Source organism: Streptomyces sp. NPDC104831 (assembly GCF_055583025.1).
This window is the reverse complement of the sequence record NZ_JBVJOT010000064.1, coordinates 1-19,057: the sequence shown is the minus strand read 5'-3', so window position 1 is coordinate 19,057 and position 19,057 is coordinate 1. Positions and strand designations below refer to the sequence as shown.

18 protein-coding genes are annotated in these 19,057 nt (G+C 72.0%); 8 read left to right on the top strand and 10 right to left on the bottom strand.

Going from position 1 to position 19,057, the window contains the following annotated elements; translation table 11 throughout:
• Window positions 1-7: 7 nt before the first annotated feature.
• Together ACZ63H_RS32370 and ACZ63H_RS32365 are read right to left on the bottom strand one after the other, a co-directional pair.
• Entirely contained in the window at window positions 8-712 is a 705-nt protein-coding gene (locus tag ACZ63H_RS32370; protein WP_469871233.1) for a response regulator transcription factor, read from the bottom strand.
• Window positions 709-2,034 carry a sensor histidine kinase gene (locus ACZ63H_RS32365; RefSeq protein WP_469871231.1) on the bottom strand — a complete coding sequence of 442 codons (1,326 nt, stop codon included), beginning with the start codon at window positions 2,032-2,034 and terminating at the stop codon, window positions 709-711. The genes ACZ63H_RS32370 and ACZ63H_RS32365 overlap by 4 nt, the downstream gene beginning before the upstream one ends.
• 364 nt (window positions 2,035-2,398) lie before the next feature.
• Between ACZ63H_RS32365 and ACZ63H_RS32360 the strand changes: the two genes are divergently transcribed.
• Window positions 2,399-3,364 carry a hypothetical protein gene (locus ACZ63H_RS32360; RefSeq protein ID WP_469871229.1) on the top strand — a complete coding sequence of 322 codons (966 nt, stop codon included), beginning with the start codon at window positions 2,399-2,401 and terminating at the stop codon, window positions 3,362-3,364.
• A 20-nt stretch (window positions 3,365-3,384) separates the two neighbouring features.
• On the opposite strand, the gene ACZ63H_RS32355 is transcribed toward ACZ63H_RS32360, so the two are convergent.
• Both ACZ63H_RS32355 and ACZ63H_RS32350 read right to left on the bottom strand, forming a co-directional pair.
• Window positions 3,385-3,816: an ATP-binding protein gene (locus tag ACZ63H_RS32355; protein ID WP_469871227.1), complete on the bottom strand. Its 432-nt coding sequence runs from the start codon at window positions 3,814-3,816 to the stop codon at window positions 3,385-3,387.
• A gap of 153 nt (window positions 3,817-3,969) precedes the next feature.
• Window positions 3,970-4,335 (bottom strand): STAS domain-containing protein, encoded by a 366-nt coding sequence (locus tag ACZ63H_RS32350; RefSeq protein ID WP_469871225.1) that lies wholly within the window; start codon window positions 4,333-4,335, stop codon window positions 3,970-3,972.
• A gap of 246 nt (window positions 4,336-4,581) precedes the next feature.
• Between ACZ63H_RS32350 and ACZ63H_RS32345 the strand changes: the two genes are divergently transcribed.
• Together ACZ63H_RS32345 and ACZ63H_RS32340 are read left to right on the top strand one after the other, a co-directional pair.
• Entirely contained in the window at window positions 4,582-4,995 is a 414-nt protein-coding gene (locus ACZ63H_RS32345; RefSeq protein WP_469871224.1) for an ATP-binding protein, read from the top strand.
• A 149-nt stretch (window positions 4,996-5,144) separates the two neighbouring features.
• Window positions 5,145-5,753 (top strand): flavodoxin family protein, encoded by a 609-nt coding sequence (locus ACZ63H_RS32340; protein ID WP_469871222.1) that lies wholly within the window; start codon window positions 5,145-5,147, stop codon window positions 5,751-5,753.
• Window positions 5,754-5,876: 123 nt separating this feature from the next.
• On the opposite strand, the gene ACZ63H_RS32335 is transcribed toward ACZ63H_RS32340, so the two are convergent.
• The 3 genes from ACZ63H_RS32335 to ACZ63H_RS32325 form a co-directional block, all read right to left on the bottom strand.
• Entirely contained in the window at window positions 5,877-6,671 is a 795-nt protein-coding gene (locus tag ACZ63H_RS32335; RefSeq protein ID WP_469871220.1) for a DJ-1/PfpI family protein, read from the bottom strand.
• Window positions 6,619-7,671 carry a GlxA family transcriptional regulator gene (locus ACZ63H_RS32330; protein ID WP_469871218.1) on the bottom strand — a complete coding sequence of 351 codons (1,053 nt, stop codon included), beginning with the start codon at window positions 7,669-7,671 and terminating at the stop codon, window positions 6,619-6,621. The genes ACZ63H_RS32335 and ACZ63H_RS32330 overlap by 53 nt, the downstream gene beginning before the upstream one ends.
• A gap of 257 nt (window positions 7,672-7,928) precedes the next feature.
• Window positions 7,929-9,569, bottom strand: a complete 1,641-nt coding sequence (locus ACZ63H_RS32325) for an alkaline phosphatase D family protein (protein WP_469871216.1) — start codon at window positions 9,567-9,569, stop codon at window positions 7,929-7,931.
• A 330-nt stretch (window positions 9,570-9,899) separates the two neighbouring features.
• On the opposite strand from ACZ63H_RS32325, the gene ACZ63H_RS32320 reads away from it, so the two are divergent.
• The 3 genes from ACZ63H_RS32320 (at window position 9,900) to ACZ63H_RS32310 (ending at window position 12,655) form a co-directional block, all read left to right on the top strand.
• Window positions 9,900-10,649, top strand: coding sequence for an abortive infection system antitoxin AbiGi family protein (locus ACZ63H_RS32320; protein WP_469871214.1), 750 nt, complete (start codon window positions 9,900-9,902; stop codon window positions 10,647-10,649).
• A 228-nt stretch (window positions 10,650-10,877) separates the two neighbouring features.
• Entirely contained in the window at window positions 10,878-11,702 is an 825-nt protein-coding gene (locus tag ACZ63H_RS32315; protein ID WP_469871212.1) for a hypothetical protein, read from the top strand.
• Window positions 11,703-11,854: 152 nt separating this feature from the next.
• Complete coding sequence (locus ACZ63H_RS32310) at window positions 11,855-12,655, top strand: inositol monophosphatase family protein (protein WP_469871210.1); 801 nt, start codon at window positions 11,855-11,857, stop codon at window positions 12,653-12,655.
• On the opposite strand, the gene ACZ63H_RS32305 is transcribed toward ACZ63H_RS32310, so the two are convergent.
• Entirely contained in the window at window positions 12,652-13,308 is a 657-nt protein-coding gene (locus ACZ63H_RS32305; protein WP_469871208.1) for a dihydrofolate reductase family protein, read from the bottom strand. The genes ACZ63H_RS32310 and ACZ63H_RS32305 overlap by 4 nt on opposite strands.
• Before the next feature lie 279 nt (window positions 13,309-13,587).
• On the opposite strand from ACZ63H_RS32305, the gene ACZ63H_RS32300 reads away from it, so the two are divergent.
• Window positions 13,588-13,809, top strand: a complete 222-nt coding sequence (locus ACZ63H_RS32300) for a hypothetical protein (RefSeq protein ID WP_469871206.1) — start codon at window positions 13,588-13,590, stop codon at window positions 13,807-13,809.
• Between the two features lie 196 nt (window positions 13,810-14,005).
• Here the strand turns inward: ACZ63H_RS32300 and ACZ63H_RS32295 are convergent, their stop codons facing one another.
• Together ACZ63H_RS32295 and ACZ63H_RS32290 are read right to left on the bottom strand one after the other, a co-directional pair.
• Entirely contained in the window at window positions 14,006-14,980 is a 975-nt protein-coding gene (locus ACZ63H_RS32295; protein WP_469871204.1) for an intradiol ring-cleavage dioxygenase, read from the bottom strand.
• 133 nt (window positions 14,981-15,113) lie between these two features.
• On the bottom strand, window positions 15,114-16,073 hold the full coding sequence (locus ACZ63H_RS32290; RefSeq protein ID WP_469871202.1) for a LysR family transcriptional regulator: 960 nt from the start codon (window positions 16,071-16,073) through the stop codon (window positions 15,114-15,116).
• Between the two features lie 155 nt (window positions 16,074-16,228).
• Between ACZ63H_RS32290 and ACZ63H_RS32285 the strand changes: the two genes are divergently transcribed.
• Window positions 16,229-18,631 carry a M4 family metallopeptidase gene (locus ACZ63H_RS32285; RefSeq protein ID WP_469871200.1) on the top strand — a complete coding sequence of 801 codons (2,403 nt, stop codon included), beginning with the start codon at window positions 16,229-16,231 and terminating at the stop codon, window positions 18,629-18,631.
• The last annotated feature ends 426 nt before the right edge of the window (window positions 18,632-19,057 follow it).

Below are 19,057 nucleotides of genomic sequence, written 5' to 3'. Positions count from 1 at the left end.
AGGCGGGCTACGGCCGGCCGTACGTGTCGGCGTCCGTGCCGCTGGTGGGGGTGGCGCGGACGAGGCCCGTCCGGTAGGCGATGACGACGAGTTGCGCCCGGTCGCGGGCGTGCAGTTTGGTCATGGCGCGTTGGACGTGGGCGCGGACGGTGAAGGGGCTGAGGAACATGCGTTCGGCGATTTCCTGGTTGGACAGGCCGGTCGCGACCAGGGCGACCATCTCGCGTTCGCGCGGAGTGAGCGCGGCGAGCTGTTCGGAGTGGTGCGGTGGGACGGTCTCCGGTGTGGCCAGGAAACGGGCGACCAGCGAGCGGGTGGCGGTGGGAGACAGGAGGGTGTCCCCCTCGGCCACGGTACGCACGGCGTCCAGCAGGTCTTCGGCGCGGATGCCTTTGCCGATGAAGCCTGCGGCCCCCGCGCGCAGTGCCCGGGCGACGTACTCGTCGGTCTCGTACGTGGTGAGGATCAGGATGCGGGTGGCCCGCAGTTCCGGGTCCGCGCAGATCCGAGAGGTGGCGGTGAGCCCGTCCACCCCGGGCATGCGGATGTCCATGACCACCACGTCGGGACGCAGGGCGCGGGTGAGCCCGACCGCTTCCCCGCCGTCGGCGGCCTCGCCGACCACGGTGATGTCGTCGGCGCTGTCGAGGAGCATCCGGAAGGCACCGCGCAGCAGGGCCTGGTCATCGGCGAGAAGCACGCGGAGCGTCACCGGGCGTCTCCGTCCGCCGTGTCACCCGTCCGTGCGTCACCGGCGGCTGCGCGGGCCGGCGACCCCTCGGTGGCGGGCGCTCCGTCGGACCGTCGCGTCGTGTACGTGGCGGGTGGCACGGGCAGTCGGGCACGGACGAGGAAGCCGCCCTCCGGGCGCCGGCCCGCGAGGAGATCTCCTCCGACCGCGGTGGCACGTTCCCGCAGGCCGATCAGGCCGTAACCGGGCGGCCGGTCGGGGACGCCGGACGCACCGGGCGGGGCGGACGCGACGGGCGCCGTGGGGGAGTTCCTCCCGTCGTCGGTGACGGTGATGGTCACGCGGTCCCGGCTCCAGGCGAGGCACACCCGGGCGTTACCCGTGCCGGCGTGTTTGGCCACGTTGGTCAGCGCCTCCTGGACGATGCGGTAGGCGGTCAGGTCCACTCCCGGCGGCAGTGGTCCGGCCGTGCCCTCCTGGTGTACCGACACCTGAAGACCCGCGCGGTGGAAGGACGCGACGAGGGCGGGAAGCCGGGACAGCCCGGGTGCCGGCTCGGCCGGCGCGGGCGCGTCCCCGGACTGGCGCAGCAGACCGACCGTGGCCCGCAGGTCGTCCAGCGCGCCGGCGGTGGTCTCGACGAGCTCGTGAAGGCTCTTGCGGGTCTGCTCCGGGCGGGTGTCGAAGAGGTGGGCGGCGACCATGGCCTGCGCGTTGGCCAGGGTGATCTGGTGGGCCACCAGGTCGTGCAGTTCCCGGGCGATGCGCACCCGTTCCTCGGCCACTCGTTGGCGTGCCTCGCCGTCCCGGCTCTCCTCGGCCCGCCGGGCCCGCTCCCGTACGGCCGCCAGGTAGGCCCGCCGGTTCCGCGCCGAGCGGCCGAGCACGCCGGCCACCAGCGCGGACGCCGCCACCACCGCGGTCCTGCTCGCGTCTTTCCAGGAGAGGTCCCCGGACAAGGGGACGGAGGCGGCCAGCGTCACGGACGTGAGCAACACCGCGCCCGCCGCGCGCCGTTCGCCGCGCGTGACGAGCGCGTACGAGTAGGCGGTGATCACGGCAGGGGTCACGATGAGCGGGGTGAGCAGGAGGCCCAGGGAGGGCACCAGCACGCCCACCGCGGTCGTGGCCGCCAGGGCGGCCGAGGGGACCCGGTGCCGCACGGGCAGCACGGCGCAGGAGACCAAGGCGATGACGTAGGCGGCGGCCGGCGGCACCGACAGCGTGTCGTCGACCCGGATGACTCCGCCGAGCAGACAGAGCGCGAACGCCGTCGCCGTGACCGCTCCCTCCCGCCACCACGGGCCGCGCAAGCGCCGGCCACCGCCACCCGGTGTCGTCACGGCCGGCTCGGAGCGAACCGGGGGAGAGCCGCCGGGCCCTTCTTCCGGGCCCTCGCGCACCCCGGCGGCGCACACCTGCTCACTGCTCCCCCCTCGACGATCCCCACGCGGCAACCGGATCCAGGATACGAGGCATTGCGGGCGCCCGAGGGCGGGAAGAACGACGATCGGACCTGGGTCCGGGGCGCGGGGCCGCGCCGCCGGCACCGGACCGTGGCCGGGAAGTGCCCTGTCACGAGGGCGCAGTCGCTGTCGGATCCCCTGCCGGTCACGTGGTCACGCCTCTTGCCGGGAAGGTGAGCGGGCCGCTACGTTCGCGAGTCATCTGATCATCTACGCGCGTCACACCGCCGGGGAGAACTCAATGAGGTTGCGCAAGACCGCCCTGACCACCACCGCCGTGCTCTGCGCGACAGGCGCCGTGGCCGCCGGCACGGGAGTGACCGCGGCGCGGACGAGTGACGCGCCGGCGCCCGCCGCCACCGGATGGGCGCAGGTCGGCGACGACATGAGGAGCGGCGTCAGCGGACTCGCCGTCACCTCGTCCAGGGGCGGCACCTACCGGGCCGTGATCGCCCTGGACAACAAGCGCCGCGGAGAAAACCGCATCGCCCGGCTCGCCTACCCGGCGGACGAGTCCGGTCGTACGGCCGCTGTGCGTCCACTCGAATGGAGGGGCGGTGCCGAGCCGATCGACCTGGAGGCACTCGAAGCGATGCCGGGCACCTCCGACGAGTACCTGGCCGTGGCGAGCCGGGGCATCGTCTACCACCTGGAGGTCACCGACGACGGAAACGCGGTCGAGGTCCGCGACCTCTCGCCGCTCCCGGCGATCGGCCAGGGCGACAACTTCGAGAGCTTCACGCTCGTGTCCCGGCACGACAGGCTGGCGGCGGTCTGGGCCGACCGGGGCGAAGGCGAGGACCGGCCCGCGACGCTCTACGCGGCACCACTGTCGTTCAACACGTACGGGGAGTCGGTGTTCGGCCCCGTGACGAAGGCCGTCTACCACGCGCCGTACCCCTCAGGGGACGTCCGGCACGCGTCCGACCTCTCCGTCACCGACTCGGGCCGGCTGCTGATCGCCTCGGCGGCGGACGAGGGTGACGACGGGCCGTTCGACTCCGCGGTGAGCGACGCGGGGTCGGTGTCGCTCGACCGCTTGGGCCGGGTGCGGCTCACGCTGGCCAAGTCGCCCGGGATCGTGCGGAAGTTCAAGGGCCACAAGGTCGAGGCCCTGGACTGCGTGCCCGGCTCCGGCACCGCGGTCCTCGGCACGGACGACGAGAACGCGGGCGGCGCCGTCACGACCGCCCGCATCTGCCACTGACCACCGGCGGTCGTGCGCGGCTACCCCCCTTGTGCGGCCTCCGCCGCCGGGGGCGGTTGAAAGCACGCGGTGACGTCCTTGCCGCGGGGACAGCGCCGGACCTTCCAGTCGTCGGCGAGGGCGTCGACCAGGAGCAGCCCGCGTCCCCCGAGGGCGCTGTGGTCCGTGTGCCGTTGCTCGGGCAGCCGGGGCGAGGCGTCATGCACCGTCACGTGCAGGCACTGCCTGTCCCAGGTGAGGATGAGCTGTGCCGCGCTGTGGGCGTGGACATGGGCGTTGGTGACCAACTCCGAGACGGCCAGCACCACCGAGTCCACCAGGGCCGGTGCCGTCCGGTCCCAGCCGAGCGCGACCATGTGGGTACGCGTCCAGTCCCTGGCTTCCCTCACTCCGGCGCTGATCGGCAACGAGCGCGCCCACCCGACAGCCCTCAGCGACGAGTCGTCCGTCATGGTCTCTCCTTCTGCCAACCGACGGTTTCCCGTCCCGTCTTCCCCGGCACGCGGCAACTCAACGTGAACAGGCGGTGATCCGCCGTAGGAGCGGCTTCTTCACGGAGAGTGGCCCTCACCGCCGTCGCCGGGGCGGCCGACGGCCGGTCCCGGTCAGGCGGCGAGGGCCTCGCGGAGGTCGGGGTAGCAGGGGATGAGGGTGTCGACGCCCACGATCCCCAGGGTCCGCATGACGGAGTCCCGCGCGCCGGCCAGGCGCAGCCAACCGCCCGTCGAAGTGAGGTCGAGGCGGGCGGCGAGCAGCACGTTGATCCCGCTGGAGTCCATGAACGTCACGTCCCGCATGTCGATGACCACGCGGGGCCGGGAGCCGAGAGCGCCGAGGTCCAGAGCCTGGACGAGGGGGCCCACGCTGGTGTGGTCGATCTCGCCGGCCACGGTCACCACGCTGACGCCGTCGGTGACGGTGGATACGACGTCCAACGGCTCGGGCCGGTGCCCATTCTCGATGTCCACCACGCTCTACCCGGCATCCTCGGTCTCGGTTACGCACTGCATTCTGTCCTGCACCATGCCCGCATCGTACGAGACGACGCCGCCATGTGGCCTAGCCAACAGTTCGGCCGCCCCGGCTTGTGCCGCCCGATCGGGGGTATCCGGGGTCCGGAGGAATGAGATCGCGCGGAGGCGGTGCGGATGGTGCGGGGCTTGGTGGACGACGACAGGGCGACGTGTCGCCCGGAGGGCGCTCCCCGGAGCGTTGCGGTGGTTCTGGACGAGCAGGGTCCCTGCATCGCCGAGGCACGCCACACGGCTGCCGGGTTCCTGACCCGGATGCGCTGCGAGCAGGGTGTCCCGGTCTCACAGCGGGCTGTGGAGGTGACGCAGTTGGTCGTGAGCGAACTGGTCACCAATGCGCGGAAGTACGCCGCCGGCCCGATCCTGATGGATCTGCGGATCGCCGGCGATCTGGTGGAGGTCCAGGTGTGGGACTCCGATCCCGTGCTGCCGGTGGCCCGTGCCGCCGATGTCGGCCGGGTGGGGCAGCACGGCCTGGAGATCATCATGGCCGTCTGCCACAGCTTCGAAGCGGTGCGGGAGCCGGTCGGCAAGCGCATCACCGCCCGCCTGCCCCTGACGGACGAGCCGCTCGGCGCCACCGCCTGGAGCGGCGGCTGAGCGGTCGCGGGGGCCGCTCGGCACGCGGAAGCATCGGCGGGCGAGACGACCGGGCCACGGCGGACGGGAAGCGACGGCGGTGCCGGTGCCGCTTCGTCCGGCCGGGTGCATGCCGTGGCCGTCCGCGCCCGGCGGGGTACGGCTGTGTCATGAAGGCACTGGTGATCAACTGCACGCTCAAGAAGTCTCCCGCCCCGTCCAACACCGCCGCCCTGGCCCAAGTGGTCGGCGACCGGCTGTCGGAGAACGGCGTCGAGGTGGAGTACGTCCGCGCCGTCGATCTCGACATCCAGCCCGGCGTGGTCAGCGAAGCCGTTGCCGCCGGGGACGGCTGGCCCGCCGTGCACGCCAAGCTGCTGGAGGCGCGGATCCTCGTCATCGCTTCCCCGACCTGGCTCGGCCGGCCGTCCTCCGTGGCCCAGCGCGTCCTGGAACGCATGGACGCCATGCTCTCGGAAACCGACGACGAGGATCGCCCCGTCGCCTACAACCGCGTGGCGGGAGTCGTCGTCACCGGCAACGAGGACGGCGCGCACCACGTGATCAGCGAGATCAACGGCGCCTTGTGCGACATCGGCTACACCATCCCCGGCCAGTCGTGGACGTACTGGCACCTGGGCCCCGGCCCCGGCCCGGACTACCTCGACGACCGGCGCGGTCACGACTGGGCCCACAAGACCGGCCGCGCGATGGCCGCCCATCTGTACGGCACGGCGCGGGCCCTGTCCGCGAACCCTCTGAGCGCTCCGCCCCGATGACCACGTCCCGGGCACGGCCGGCGTCGAACGCCACCGGGGCCGTCGGCCCCCGGCGCCGCGTGCCGTGACGCACCGGGTGCGCGTTCGCCGCTCCGTGGCCCTCGTGTGGCCGGGCGGCCCTCCCTATGCCTGGGACTCCGCGACGAGCCGCAGTGCCCTTTCCTTCAGCAGGGCGTCGGCCCGGGTGGCGTCGCCCGCGTCGAAGGGGGGCCGGGGGTCGTACTCGACGGCGAGTTGGACCGCCCTCGCGGTGTCGGTTCCGGCGAGCAGGGAGGCCAGGTACAGGGCCATGTCGATGCCCGCCGACACCCCGGCGGCGGTGACGATCCTTCCGGAGCGCACGTAGCGGCGGGGCAGGTAGGTGACGTCGAAGGCGGACTCCAGGTACTCGGCGGACGCCCAGTAGGTCGTGGCCTCCCGTCCGTCCAGCAGTCCCGCGGCGGCCAGGACGATGCTGCCGGTGCATACCGAGGTCGTCCACCGGGTGTGCCGGTGGATCCGGCGGATCCAGTCCAGGAGGGCCCGGTTGTTCATCGCCGCGACGGTGCCGCGGTTGCCGGCGCCCGGGACGAGCAGGACGTCGAGGCGGTCCACCTCGTCGAGGGAGCGCTCGGCGACCACGGCCACGTCCCCGGTGTCCGTGCGGACCGCACCGCGCCTCTCGGCGATCATGGTCACGGTGGCGTCCGGCAGCCGGGACAGGACCTCGGCCGGGCCGGTGGGGTCCAGCAGGCTGAAGCCGTCGTAGAGCAGGATGCCGATCGCCGGGCCGCCGCCGGCCGGCGGGGCGTCGTGCGCCGTTGCGGCCGGGACCGTCGTCGTGGCCGCGAGGGCGGCGGTGGCCACGGTCCCGCGCAGGACGTTCCTACGGGTCGTCGAGTGCCGCGTGCTGTGCGCTGTGCGCGTGCTGTCGGTCATGGCCCGGAGTCTGCTGCCCGGCAACGGCGAGCGGCGGTGGCATGTCCGGCATCCTGCGCATCCTGTCCCCCGTGACGCCGTAGTGGTCCCGGAACGCCTGCCGCAGGGTCTGTGCCGACGCGAATCCGCAGCGGCGGGCGACCGCCGCCAGCGGCAGTCCGCTGGACCGCGTCAGCTGCGCCGCCGCCTCGGTACGCGCCACGCGCACCGCCCGCGCCGGGGTCGTACCGAGGTGGGCGGTGAACAGGCGGGTCAGATGACGGGTGCTGATCCCCGCCCGGCGGGCCAGCGCGGCGGGAGCGAGGTCCTCGGTCAGGTGGCCGGACACATAGCCCATCAGGTCCCGTACCAGCCGGTCCCGCGGCGGGGGAGCAGCCAGGAACAGCGATATCTGCGCCTGGTCGGCGGCGCGGTGCAGGGGGGCGACGAGTTCCCGGGCGACGGTACGGGCCAGTGTCGGACCGTGGTCGTCCTCGATCAGCGACAGGGTCAGGTCCAGCGCGCTGGTGACGCCGGCCGAGGTGTAGACATCGCCGTCGCGGATGCAGAGCGGGCCCACGTCCACGGCCACGGCGGGGTGCCGCTCGGCGAGCCGCTTCCCCCACCCCCAGTGGGTCGTCACCCGTCTGTGGTCCAGCAGTCCGGCCGCCGCCAGCACATAGGCGCCCGTGCAGACGGACGCCACCCGTCGGCTGCGGGCGGCCAGCCGGCGCACCTGTCCCAGGAGTGGTTCGTCGGCCGCCGCGTCCTCGCACCCGACGCCGCCCACGACGATCAGCGTGTCCAGCGGGCCCGTGACCGTCCTGAGGTCCTGCCCGGCGCCCACCACGATGCCCGCCGAACTCCGGGCGGCCCGGCGGCCGAGCGTGGCCAGCTCGATGGCGTACGGCGGTGCGGCACCGTACCGGTTGGCGATGTCCAGCGCGCTGCTGGGACAGGCGATGTCCAGGATCTGCGCGTTGTCGTAGGCGATGATGAGAACGCGTCGCCGGCCGTCCACGTCTCCGTGCCCCCTCCTGCGGATCTGCGGATGCGCCCCTTCGCGCATCGGCAGGGGCGCCAGGGTATCGAGCCGGTCGCACGCAGCCTCGGGGGATGGACGTGAGCCGGGGACGCCGACGGCACGAGGCGGAGGAGCACCGGGTCCCGGCCCCGGTACGCGACGTACTCGGGCCGGGACCCGGCGCGGCGGACGGTGCCGGGGTCCCGCGCTCGAAGCCGTTCGCCGGGGTGGTCGCCTCGGCGGCGTGCCGGGGCTCAGGCCGGTTCGAGTCCCGGGGCGCCGGCTTCCGTGACGAAGGACGCCGCGGTCGTGACGGGGGCGCCGGGCCGGGTGACGTACGGGACGGTCCTGAAGTCGGCGCGGGCCGCCTCCCGCCCGAGCGTCACGGTCACGTAGCCGCGCCGTCCGTTGTAGAACTTCATGTGCGGGTTGGCCGCGAGGTAGGCGGCCCAGTTGCTCGGCCGGTCCGCCCCGTCGCGCCCGCTGGTGATCGAGGTGGTGACGATCTCCGTGCCCACGGTCCGGGAGCCGGGGTCGGCGAAGTCGCGCTTGATGTCGAACCCGTAGTGCACGTGCACGTCGCCGGTGAGGACCATGAGGTTCTCCACGCCGGCGGCCTCGGCCCCCGCCAGGACCCGCTCGCGGGAGGCCGGGTAGCCGTCCCAGGAGTCCATGGAGACCTTGGACGGCGTAGCGGTGGTGTTGTACCGCCGGGAGAAGGTGACCTGCTGCGGTACGACGTTCCACAGCGCCCGCGAGGCACGCCAGCCGTCGATCAGCCACCGCTCCTGCGTGGCGCCGGTGAGTGTGCGCGCCGGGTCCTCGGACTCCGGGCCGGGGTACTGCCAGCCGTCGCCGTAGGCCTGGTCCGAGCGGTACTGGCGGGTGTCCAGGACGTCGAACTGGGCGAGCCGTCCCCAGTGGAGGCGGCGGTAGAGCCGCATGTCGGAGCCGGCGGGCAGCTGGGGCCGGCGCAGCGGCTGGTTCTCCCAGTAGGCGCGGTAGGCGGAGGCGCGGCGCAGCAGGAACTCCTCGGAGGAGCCGCCGTCCTCCGGGGTGTCGCCGGCGTAGTTGTTCTCCGTCTCGTGGTCGTCCCAGGTGACGACGAAGGGGTGCGCGGCGTGCGCGGCGATCAGGTCCGGGTCGGACTTGAACAGGGCGTAGCGCAGCCGATAGTCCTCCAGCGTCACCGTCTCGCGGTTGTAGTGGGCCGGGAGGGTGCGGTCGGTGTACCCGCGGTGGTTGCCGGTGGCGTTGACGGCGTACTCGTACAGGTAGTCGCCCAGGTGGAAGACGACGTCCACGTCCTCGTCGGCGAGGTGGCGGTAGGCGGTGTAGTAGCCGTCGGTGTAGGCCTGGCAGGAGACGGCGCCCAGGGTGAGCGCGGCGGGGCGGGTGCCGGGCAGCGGGGCGGTGCGGGTGCGGCCGGTGGGGCTCAGCCACGCGCCGGCCCGGAAGCGGTAGAAGAACACGCGGTCCGCCGGCAGGTGTGGCACTTCCACGTGGATCGTGTGGCTGAACTCGGGGTGGGCGGGGGCGGTGCCGCGCCTGACGATCCGTCGGAAGCCCGCGTCGTGGGCCAGTTCCCAGTGCACGGTGACGCGCTGCGCGGGCAGTCCGCCGTCGGGCTGGTACGGCTGCGGGGCCAGCCGGGTCCACAGCAGGACGGAGTCCGGAAGCGGGTCGCCGGAGGCCACGCCCAGCGTGAAGGGGTCGCCGGTGATTCTCCGGGCGTCGAGCTCGGCGGCGGCGGCCGTGCCGGCGGCGGGCAGGTTCACGGCGAAGGCGAGCGCGGCGGCGGCGCCGGTGACGGTGAGGAAGCGCCGCCGGCCGAGGTGCCGTGCGGCGGCGCGCAGTTCGGGGGCGTGCTGGGACGGGCGTGCTGCGGGTGTCATCCGGTCTCTCCCCTGTCGCGGTCGATGCAGGGGGCAGTTGACAGGGCCGTGACTACCGCGACGGGGCAGGAGCCTGGCAGGCTCATGACGCTCACATGACGGAAGCATTCGTTCCGGCACGGGCCGAACCGTCGCGCCCGCCGGTGCCGCCGTCGTCACCGGCGTCGGCTGCCGGTCCGGTCCGGGCACGCCAGGCATGGTGCGGCAGTCCCAGCGAGTGTGACCGAGCGCTTCACCTGGCCAGCCGGCGGGGGAGTGGGCCAGACTTTGCGCTCGGGCCGGAACGGCCGACTGACGCCCCAGTCCTGCACCCTTCCAGGAGAGGCATACATGCCATCGATCGAGACGCTGCTCCACCGTCGCTCCGACTTGTCCGCGTTCGTGGTGCACTTCACCCGTGACACCGAGGACGGCACAGCCGGGGAGAACCTGAAGGCGATCTTGGATGATCGCACGATAGAGGCCCGCAGCGTCTTCGGCATGGCGGCCGACCTCGCGAAGGAGTACGAGGCCGTCGCGAAGACCCAGCGCACCGTCTGCTTCACCGAGACGCCCCTCGAACACGCCTGGATGATGTGCGAGAACATCCCCAACCGCACCATGCGGTTCAACGGCTACGGCCTGGCCTTCACCCGTAGTTTCGCGCGGCGCCTGGGTGCCAATCCCGTGTGGTACCTCGACATCACTCCCGGCCACGACTGGCTGACCGTCCCCGTCAACAACATGGTTGCCGGAGTCCGGGAGGTCGCCGACGACCCGTCCGGGGGAGGAGAGGACGCGGCCGCGAAGGCCGATGTCCTGCGCTTGACCCCCTTCATCGAGCAGATGGGCAAGCCGCTCGGGGTCCGCAAGGAGTTCTGGTGGGAGCGGGAGTGGCGCCACGTCGGCGACTTCCACTTCGGCTACGGGGACCTGGTCGTGGTCTTCGCGCCGGAAGACGAGCACGACGACTTGGACGACCACCTCTACGAGCTGAAGCCGAAGGGGAAGCGACCCAAGCTGGTCGACGCCCGCTGGGGCCTGGAGCGGATGATCGCCGAACTCGCCGGGGTCTCCGAGCCCGGCCCGTTCCCGCGGTGACACGAGCCCGGCCCACCCAGGCGCGCACCGGCCGAGTGAAGCGGACAGCGGGGAGAGCGGGGAGGCCGGTGCGGTGAAGACGGCGGGTCATGGCGGCTCGTGCGCCCGTCCGTGCGCACCGGTACCCGCCACCCACCACGGCACGGACCGCCGGAAATCCATCCCGCTGTCCGTCTCCGACCTCGACCGCATACAGTCAGCGGGTTCGACAGGGGAGGGAACTCGCACGTGAGGCACTACTTCGACGACCGAGCCGCCGGCGTGCTGCTGTGTGCCGCCACCATGATGGTCATCACCGGCTGCGGCACGGGCAGTACCGGCACCGGCGCCACGGACACGGGGCCGAAGGCCGGGAGTCGGGGCGCACCGGAGCACCCCTTCGACACCATGACGCCCGAGCAGATCCACCATCAGTCCGTGGCGGCCTTCAAGGACGCCCCGAGTATGCGCTGGGTCGGGAGGTTCACCAGTGACGGCCGGCAGCTGGATGTCGACCTGGCCGTGGACGACCACGGCTCCTGCAACGGCACGGTCGACCGGGACTCGGTCACGCACATCATCAAGAAGGGCTCCCTTGTCTACTTCAAGGCCGAGGAGACGTTCTGGCGGACCAGCTTCAGCCGCGGGATGACGGCCGAGGAGACCGAGAAGATGGTCGGAATCTTCACGGACCGCTGGGTCAAGCCCCCCAAGGGGATGTCGAAGGTCCTGGGGAGCGTGTGTGACGCCATCCAGGCCCGGACCGAGTCGCTGAGCCTCACGTCCAACGGGGGCTTCACACGCGAAACCGACGCCGCCGTGGACGGCCGCCCCGCCGCCGTGCTCGTCGACAGGACCGCGACCGGCACCACGACCGAGTACGTCGCCAAGGAGGGCGAGCCGTACCCCTTGAGGATCACGGTCACAGGCGGCGACGAGCCCTTCGACATCACCTTCACCGACCAGGGCGAGCCCGTCCGCACCACTTTGCCGCCGCGCGACCGGATCCTCGACCCCACCAAGCTGCGCGCCCCGGTGCCCGCACGCCGGCCCGTACAGCCGGGGAACGGGTGAGGCCGGGGCCGTCGGCGGCCGCCACCCGGCCGCGTACCCCGTCGGCCGGTCAACTCGGCCGGCTTGTCACGGAGTCGGTAGTCGGCCGGTGGCTGGTGCTCTGACCGGGAGGTTCGCCGGGGCGGCGGCTTCGCCTCGATAATCTGCACGGCATGATCGACTCATACGCGGGTTCGGATGACGCCGCCGTCGCGATAGCCGGGGCACGGGCCGGCGCGGACGTGGTCCGCGCCCTGTACGGCCGGCGGCTCGACCGCATCGACAAGGGCGCGGGTGACTTCGCCACCGCCGCCGACGTGGAGGCCGAACAGAGGATCCTCGGCGTCATCCGTGCCGCGCGGCCCGATGACGCGGTGCTCGGTGAGGAGGGCGGGCGGCGGGGTTCCGTCGACGCCGTGCGCCAGTGGCTGGTGGATCCCCTGTGCGGCACGCTGAACTACGCCGTCGGCAACATGCTGGTGGCCGTCAACGTGGCACTGCGCGAGGGGGCCGCGGCCGTGGCCGACCCGTTCGGCGGGGAGGTGTTCTTCACCGACGGACAGCGTGCCTGGGCGCGGCACGACGGGGCCGACGACGTGCTGCTGAGGCCCACGGCCGCCACCCGGCTGGTGGACGTCAACCTGGATCCGCCGTTTCCGAACGCGCCCGGCTTCCGGGCCGTGGATCTGCTGGCGCACCCGGAGTTCGTCGCGCGTTTCCGGCCGCGTGTGGTTTCCACGACCCTGGCGCTGGCCTGGGTGGCCGCGGGCAAGCGCGCCGCGTACGTCACCGATGGCGGCGACCTCTCCGGCAGCGTGCACTTCGCGGCCGGCATCGCCTTGTGCCGGGCCGCCGGCTGCGTGGTCACCGGCATCGACGGCGCACCGGTCGGCGAGGGGGGTCGTGGGCTCGTGGCCGCTGCCGACGAGGAGACCCACGGGCTGCTGATGTCGATGACGCGCAGCCGAGGCTAGGACTGCGACCGCGTGGGTTCCTCCGGGCCGGGCGCACTCGTCACGCGTGGTGTGCGCCCCGCTCGGGCACGCGGCGCGGGCCGGTAGACGAGCTCCTGGACGCCGCCGTCGAACGTCCGGCTCTCGATCAGCTGGAGGTCGAAGTCGGCCGCGTCCTGGAAGATCCGATGCGCTCCGGTCCGTCCGGTGATCACGGGGAAGATCGTCAGCTGGAGGCGGTCGACCAGGCCGGCGGCCATCAACGCCCGGTTCATCGACAGGCTGCCGTGCGAGCGCAGGGGGACCTCGGACTCCTCCTTGAGCCGGGCGACGACTTCCACGGCGTCACCCTTGGCCAAGGTCGCGTCCGGCCATTCGAGGGGTCCTCGCAGCGTCGTCGACACCACGGTTGCCGGTAGCGCCCTCATCCGGGTGACCCAGGGGTCGCCTGCGTCGTCGGCCTCGGGGCCTGAGCCCCGCAGGCGCTCGAACCGCGCGAACAACCGGTAGGTATGGGCACCGAACACCATCCGCTGCTCCTCGCGGTACAGCGCGAGCCGGTGGTCGAGCAACGCGGGGCTCTGCCTGCCCCAGTAGCCGCCCCAGGTGCCGGGCTTCGGGGCGCCGAAGCCGTCGACGGTGGAAAAGAGGTCGGCGGTGTAGACGGCGGCCATGAGGTCCTCCCGGACGGTTGATCGCAGGTGTCGGGGGATGGACTGCGGTGAACCGCGAAACTCATCGCCCTGAGGCTGCGGGTGAGCACCAGGACGCCGAGGACACCAGAGCCGGAAGACGGCGAACCGCCCGCTCGGCGAGGGCTGGTCCGACGGCCACCGAATTGCTTTGGTCTCGACCATTGCTCTCCGGCCGGTCTGTGAAGGAAGCTGCACACCACGCACCGGACCATCACGACCGGAGCACTCACCACCGGAACAGGAAGGCAGCAACCACCCATGCGCACAACGATGTCGACCCTGAGCCTGACCGGACTGCTGACCGCAGCCGCCCTGCTGCTCGCCCCGTCCGCCCAGGCCACCGGATACACGTATGTCGGCATGTACCCGAGCGCCGCCGCCTGCGACGCGGCGGGCAAGGACTACGTGGCCCGCGGCCTGGCGGCCGGCTACTTCTGTGACGTCGCCCCCACCACCGCCCGCCTGTCCATCTGGGCCTGACCGCCTCTGCCACCGGGCGCCGGCCCGCCCGGCGCCCGGAAGGGGCCGGGTCCCGGTCGAGGCCGGCCTCACGGCCGGGGAGGTGGTGGCCGACCGCCGGGAGCGGCGTGGCCGGCCCGCGCACCGGGAGTACGGCGGGCCGGACGACCGTGCCCTCGGCCCGCTCGGCCGGTCGCCTGTGCCTGATGTCGCTGCGTCAGGCGGAGGGCGACGGCGAGGCGGTGGGAGCGGGGCCGCCGGGTGCGCCCCCACCGTCGTTCGTGGCGCTGGGGTCGACCGCCATGGTGATGGAGCCGATGACGCCGCGCTCGATGTGCTTCCTGTCGTAGACGAGCTTGAGCAGACCGCCCTGTGTGCCGGTGCCCGGGTAGATCGAGTCCTGGTCGAGGGTCACCCGGGTGACGGTGTTCGCCGCGTAAGGGGCGGTGTCCGCGGTGGCCTCGACCGCGTCCTCGGGGAAGTAGAACTGCCCGGTGTGGCAGGTGCGTCCGCCGGTGTAGCCGTCGGAGGTCCGGGTGCCGCCGGTGTGCACCTTGGTGTGGACATGGACGGCCCGGCCGGCGTACCAGCCGGGAAAGACGGTCCGGAAGGTGACGAAGCCCTGGTGGTCGGTCATCTGGATGCCGCGCAGCCAGGTGAGGTCGTCGGTCGGGGTGGCGTGACCGCCCCCGCCGCCCGGACCGCCGGGACCGTCCGGAGGCGCCGTCGGTGTGCCGGACGGCGGCGGGCCGGGAGGCGTGCCGCCACCACCGCCGTTGCCGATCTGGGTGTAGCCGGAGTAGACACCGGACGCGTCGCAGTGCCAGATCTCGACGGCCGAGTTGCGCAGGGGCTTGCAGGTCGCGCTGTCCACGGCGCGCAGCACGAGGAGCAGCGGAATCCCGGTGCGGTCCTCGACCACGTTCTTCCGGAAGAGTTCGTAGTCGATGTAGTAAGGGCCTTCGATCTGCTCCGTGGTCAGCGACATGCAGGCGCTCGACGCGGAGGCGGCCGCCTTCACCGAGGCGAGGGTGCCGGCACCGGTGGGGCTCCGGTCGGCGGCGTTCGCGACGGCACCCGCCCCGCCGAGGGCCACGGCGCCGGCGGCGCCGCTCAGGAACAGCATGCGGCGGCGGGACACGAGTCGGGAGACGAGGGCGTTGTCAGGCTCTTCGAGGGAGGGATTAGACATGTACAGGACAGTAGGGGCGCTGTCTGTGAACCCCGTGTGAAATCCTCTGTGAGTCTCATATGAAACACCCGCCCTAGGGCACCCGTGTCCACCGCGCCGGTGAAGACCGTCTCCCCCCCGCCCGTGCGTGTGCTCAGTCGAGGTCCGGGTGGAGTTCGGGGCGGGCTTCCCACCAGGTGCGGTAGAAGGTGTTGTTGGGGATGCTGTCGAGGTACGCGCGTCCCGCCGCCCGGTACAGCAGGCGGGCGCGCCGTTCGGAGACCGCGGCCCGGTTCCAGGCGAGCCGGATGCGTTCCGTGATCGGGTCGCCGGCCAGTGGGCGCAGTACCGTGCCTTCGGCGGGCGGGGAGGTGGGCTGGCACAGGGAGATGGCCCGCCCGGCGGCGATCAGCTCCCAGCGCATCTTGCGGTCGTCGATCCGGTAGCGCAGCCTCGGTGTGAAGCCGGCCCGGCGGCAAGCGTCGGCCATGGCCTCCGGACCCCCGTCGCCGTCGTCGGTCAGCGCCGTCCACGTCTCGCCCGCGAGATCGGCGAGTTCGATCTGCTCCTGCCCGGCCAGCGGGTGTGCGGCCGACAGCCGCACGCAGGCCGGTTCCTTCGGCACGAGCGTCCGGGCCGCCACACCGTCGGGGAGCGGCACCTCGTAGTCGGCGACCTCCCCGTACAGGATCGCGTCGTACTGGCCGGTGCTGAGCATGCGGGTGAGCGTGGTCGCCGAGTGCTCGGTGGTGATGTCGATCTCGTGGCCGGGCAACTCCTCCTCCACGCGTTCGAGCAGCCGGTCCACGAGGACGAGCAGGACGCAGCCGAGCCGCAGCGTCGGATGCGGTGCGGCGGCTCGTGTTCCGGCCGTCAGGGCGTCCATCTCGCGAAGTACCCGGCGTGCCGCGGACAGCACGAACTCGCCCAGCGGGGTGGGCTCGACGCCGAGCCTGCCCCGGACGAACAGCTCGCCGCCCGTCACCTGCTCGATGCGGCGTAGCTGGGCGGACAGGGCCGGCTGGGACACCCCGAGCCGAGCCGCCGCACGCCCCAGACTGCCCGCTTCCGCTATCCGTCGGACAGCTTCGAGATGCCTCAACTCCAGCTGCATTTCACCAGCATATGCGGGCCGTCGGACGTCGTGGGGGCCCGGGCCCGGGGGCTTCATAACTCCGGCCTTATGACCGATGGGATGTCCCTTTCTCGCCATGTCCACGCTCATACTCGGCGCATCCCACCAACTCCCCTCATGCAACCGGAGCAGACGTGCACCCCACCAGACTCACGGCGGCCCTCACAGCGCTCGCGCTGACGGCGGGCCTCGCGGGCACTCTCGCGGGCACCGCCGCCGCAGCCGCCGAGGGCGGTTCCGCCCCTGCCGCCGCGCACCACCTCAGCCCCCTGCGCACCGGCGCGCTGGAGGCCGAGCTCAGCCCGGCCCAGCGCAAGGCCCTGATCCGGAGCGCCCAGGACAAGACGGCCGGCACCGCGCGCACCCTTGGTCTCGGTGCCAAGGAGAAGCTGGTCGTCAGGGACGTGGTCAAGGACGCCGACGGCACCCTGCACACCCGGTACGAGCGTACCTACGCCGGTCTGCCCGTCCTGGGCGGCGACCTCGTCGTGCACACCCCGCCCGCCTCGCGGGCCAAGGGCACCGTGAGCACCACCTTCAACACCAAGCGCAAGGTCGCGGTGTCCTCCACCACCGCGACCTTCACCAAGGCCGCCGCCGAGACCAAGGCACTGAAGACCGCGAAGGCCCTGGACGCCACGAAGCCCGCCGCCGAGAACGTCCGCAAGGTGATCTGGGCCGGTACCGGCACCCCGAAGCTCGCCTGGGAGACCGTGATCGGCGGCTTCCAGGACGACGGCACCCCCAGCAGGCTGCACGTCGTCACCGACGCCACCACCGGCAAGGAGCTGTACCGGTACCAGGACATCGAGACCGGCGTCGGCAACACCCGTTACAGCGGCCAGGTCTCGCTGACCACGACCAAGTCGGGCTCCTCGTACACCCTGACCGACGCCACGCGCGGTGGCCACAAGACCTACAACCTCAACCACGCCACCTCCGGCACCGGCACCCTGTTCAGCCAGTCCAGCGACACCTGGGGCGACGGCACCAATTCCACCGCCGCCACGGCCGCCGCGGACGCCGCCTACGGCGCGCAGGAGACCTGGGACTTCTACAAGGACGCCTTCGGCCGCAGCGGCATCAAGAACGACGGCCAGGCCGCCTACTCCCGCGTCCACTACGGCAACGCCTATGCCAACGCGTACTGGGACGACAGCTGCTTCTGCATGACCTACGGCGACGGCACCGGGAACAACGACCCGCTGACCTCGCTGGACATCGCCGGCCACGAGATGACCCACGGCGTCACCTCCAACACCGCTGGCCTGAACTACAGCGGCGAGTCCGGCGGTCTCAACGAGGCCACCTCCGACATCTTCGGCACCGGCGTGGAGTTCTACGCCAACAACAGCTCCGACCCCGGTGACTACCTCATCGGCGAGAAGGTCGACCTCAACGGCACCGGCGCCCCGCTGCGGTACATGGACAAGCCCAGCAAGGACGGCAACTCCGCGGACTCCTGGTCCTCCTCCCTCGGCAACCTCGACGTGCACTACTCCTCGGGCCCGGCGAACCACATGTTCTACCTGCTCTCCGAGGGCAGCGGCACCAAGACCGTCAACGGCGTCACGTACAACAGCTCGACCTCCGACGGCGTCGCCGTCACCGGCATCGGCCGGGACGCCGCGCTGAAGATCTGGTACAAGGCGCTGACGACGTACATGACGTCCAGCACCAACTACGCCGGCGCCCGCACCGCCGCCCTCAACGCCGCCGCCGCGCTGTACGGCACCAACTCCGCCCAGTACGCGGCGGTCGGCAACGCCTTCGCCGGCATCAACGTCGGCAGCCACATCACCCCGCCCAGCAGCGGGGTGACCGTCACCAACCCGGGCAGCCAGAACACCACCGTGGGCACCGCGGTCAGCCTCCAGATCCAGGCGTCCAGCACCAACAGCGGCGCGCTGACCTACAGCGCCTCCGGACTGCCCACCGGCCTGACGATCAACGCCTCCACCGGCCTGATCTCCGGCACGCCCACCGCGGCCGGGACCTACAGCACCACCGTCACGGCGAAGGACTCCACCGGCACCACCGGCACCACGACCTTCTCCTGGACCGTCAGCACCAGCGGCGGCGGTGGCGGCTGCACCTCGGCCCAGCTCCTGGCCAACCCCGGCTTCGAGTCCGGTGACACCGGCTGGACCAACAGCGGCATCATCAACAACGACACCCGTGAACCGGCCCACGGCGGCTCCTGGACGGCCTGGCTCAACGGCTGGGGCTCCGCGCACACCGACACGCTGTCGCAGTCGGTGACGATCCCCGCCGGCTGCAAGGCGGCCCTGACCTTCTACCTGCACGTCGACACCGCGGAGAGCGGCAGCACCGTCTACGACAAGCTGACGGTGACCGCCGGCTCGAAGACCCTCGCGACGTACTCGAACGCCAACGCGGCCTCCGGCTACAGCCAGAAGTCCCTCGACCTGTCCTCGCTGGCGGGCCAGACGGTGACCCTGAAGTTCACCGGTGTCGAGGACGCCTACCTCGCCACCCACTTCGTCGTGGACGACACCGCGCTGACGACCAGCTGAGCACGTACCGCCGACACGGTCCCGCACGCCGTCTCCGGGTGCGGGACCGCGGCACATCGATTCCGGAGTGTCGTCGACGGTCACATCCGGTGGTCCCGGATGGTCACGCGTCGTAGGACTCCGGGTGCGTGCTGTGTGCGGCCCGGTGAAGGACCCCACATGACGCACGTCACCTACGACCTCGCACCGTAGCGCCTTTGACCCGGTTCACCCCTTCCCGCACCCCCTCTGACCTGCGGAGTGAGGCCCACGTCACACACTTAGCACTCCTCACGAATCCGGCCACCACTAGTAAAAGGGGTCATTGCGGGCATCTTCCGGGGCTGCTTATCTGGACGACGTCGCCAGGCGCCACGAGCCCACAGCGGGCCGCGGCGCCGACGCATACCGGACCACCCCGTGGCCCACCCCATGCGGGCGACACCC

Bases quoted from the DNA above. Each gene is read 5' to 3' on its own strand.
- ACZ63H_RS32360 (WP_469871229.1), top strand. From the start codon at position 2,399: ATGAGGTTGCGCAAGACCGCCCTGACCACCACCGCCGTGCTCTGCGCG.
- ACZ63H_RS32355 (WP_469871227.1), bottom strand. From the start codon at position 3,816: ATGACGGACGACTCGTCGCTGAGGGCTGTCGGGTGGGCGCGCTCGTTG.
- ACZ63H_RS32340 (WP_469871222.1), top strand. From the start codon at position 5,145: ATGAAGGCACTGGTGATCAACTGCACGCTCAAGAAGTCTCCCGCCCCG.
- ACZ63H_RS32335 (WP_469871220.1), bottom strand. From the start codon at position 6,671: ATGACCGACAGCACGCGCACAGCGCACAGCACGCGGCACTCGACGACC.
- ACZ63H_RS32325 (WP_469871216.1), bottom strand. From the start codon at position 9,569: ATGACACCCGCAGCACGCCCGTCCCAGCACGCCCCCGAACTGCGCGCC.
- ACZ63H_RS32320 (WP_469871214.1), top strand. From the start codon at position 9,900: ATGCCATCGATCGAGACGCTGCTCCACCGTCGCTCCGACTTGTCCGCG.
- ACZ63H_RS32310 (WP_469871210.1), top strand. From the start codon at position 11,855: ATGATCGACTCATACGCGGGTTCGGATGACGCCGCCGTCGCGATAGCC.
- ACZ63H_RS32305 (WP_469871208.1), bottom strand. From the start codon at position 13,308: ATGGCCGCCGTCTACACCGCCGACCTCTTTTCCACCGTCGACGGCTTC.
- ACZ63H_RS32300 (WP_469871206.1), top strand. From the start codon at position 13,588: ATGCGCACAACGATGTCGACCCTGAGCCTGACCGGACTGCTGACCGCA.
- ACZ63H_RS32295 (WP_469871204.1), bottom strand. From the start codon at position 14,980: ATGTCTAATCCCTCCCTCGAAGAGCCTGACAACGCCCTCGTCTCCCGA.
- ACZ63H_RS32290 (WP_469871202.1), bottom strand. From the start codon at position 16,073: ATGCAGCTGGAGTTGAGGCATCTCGAAGCTGTCCGACGGATAGCGGAA.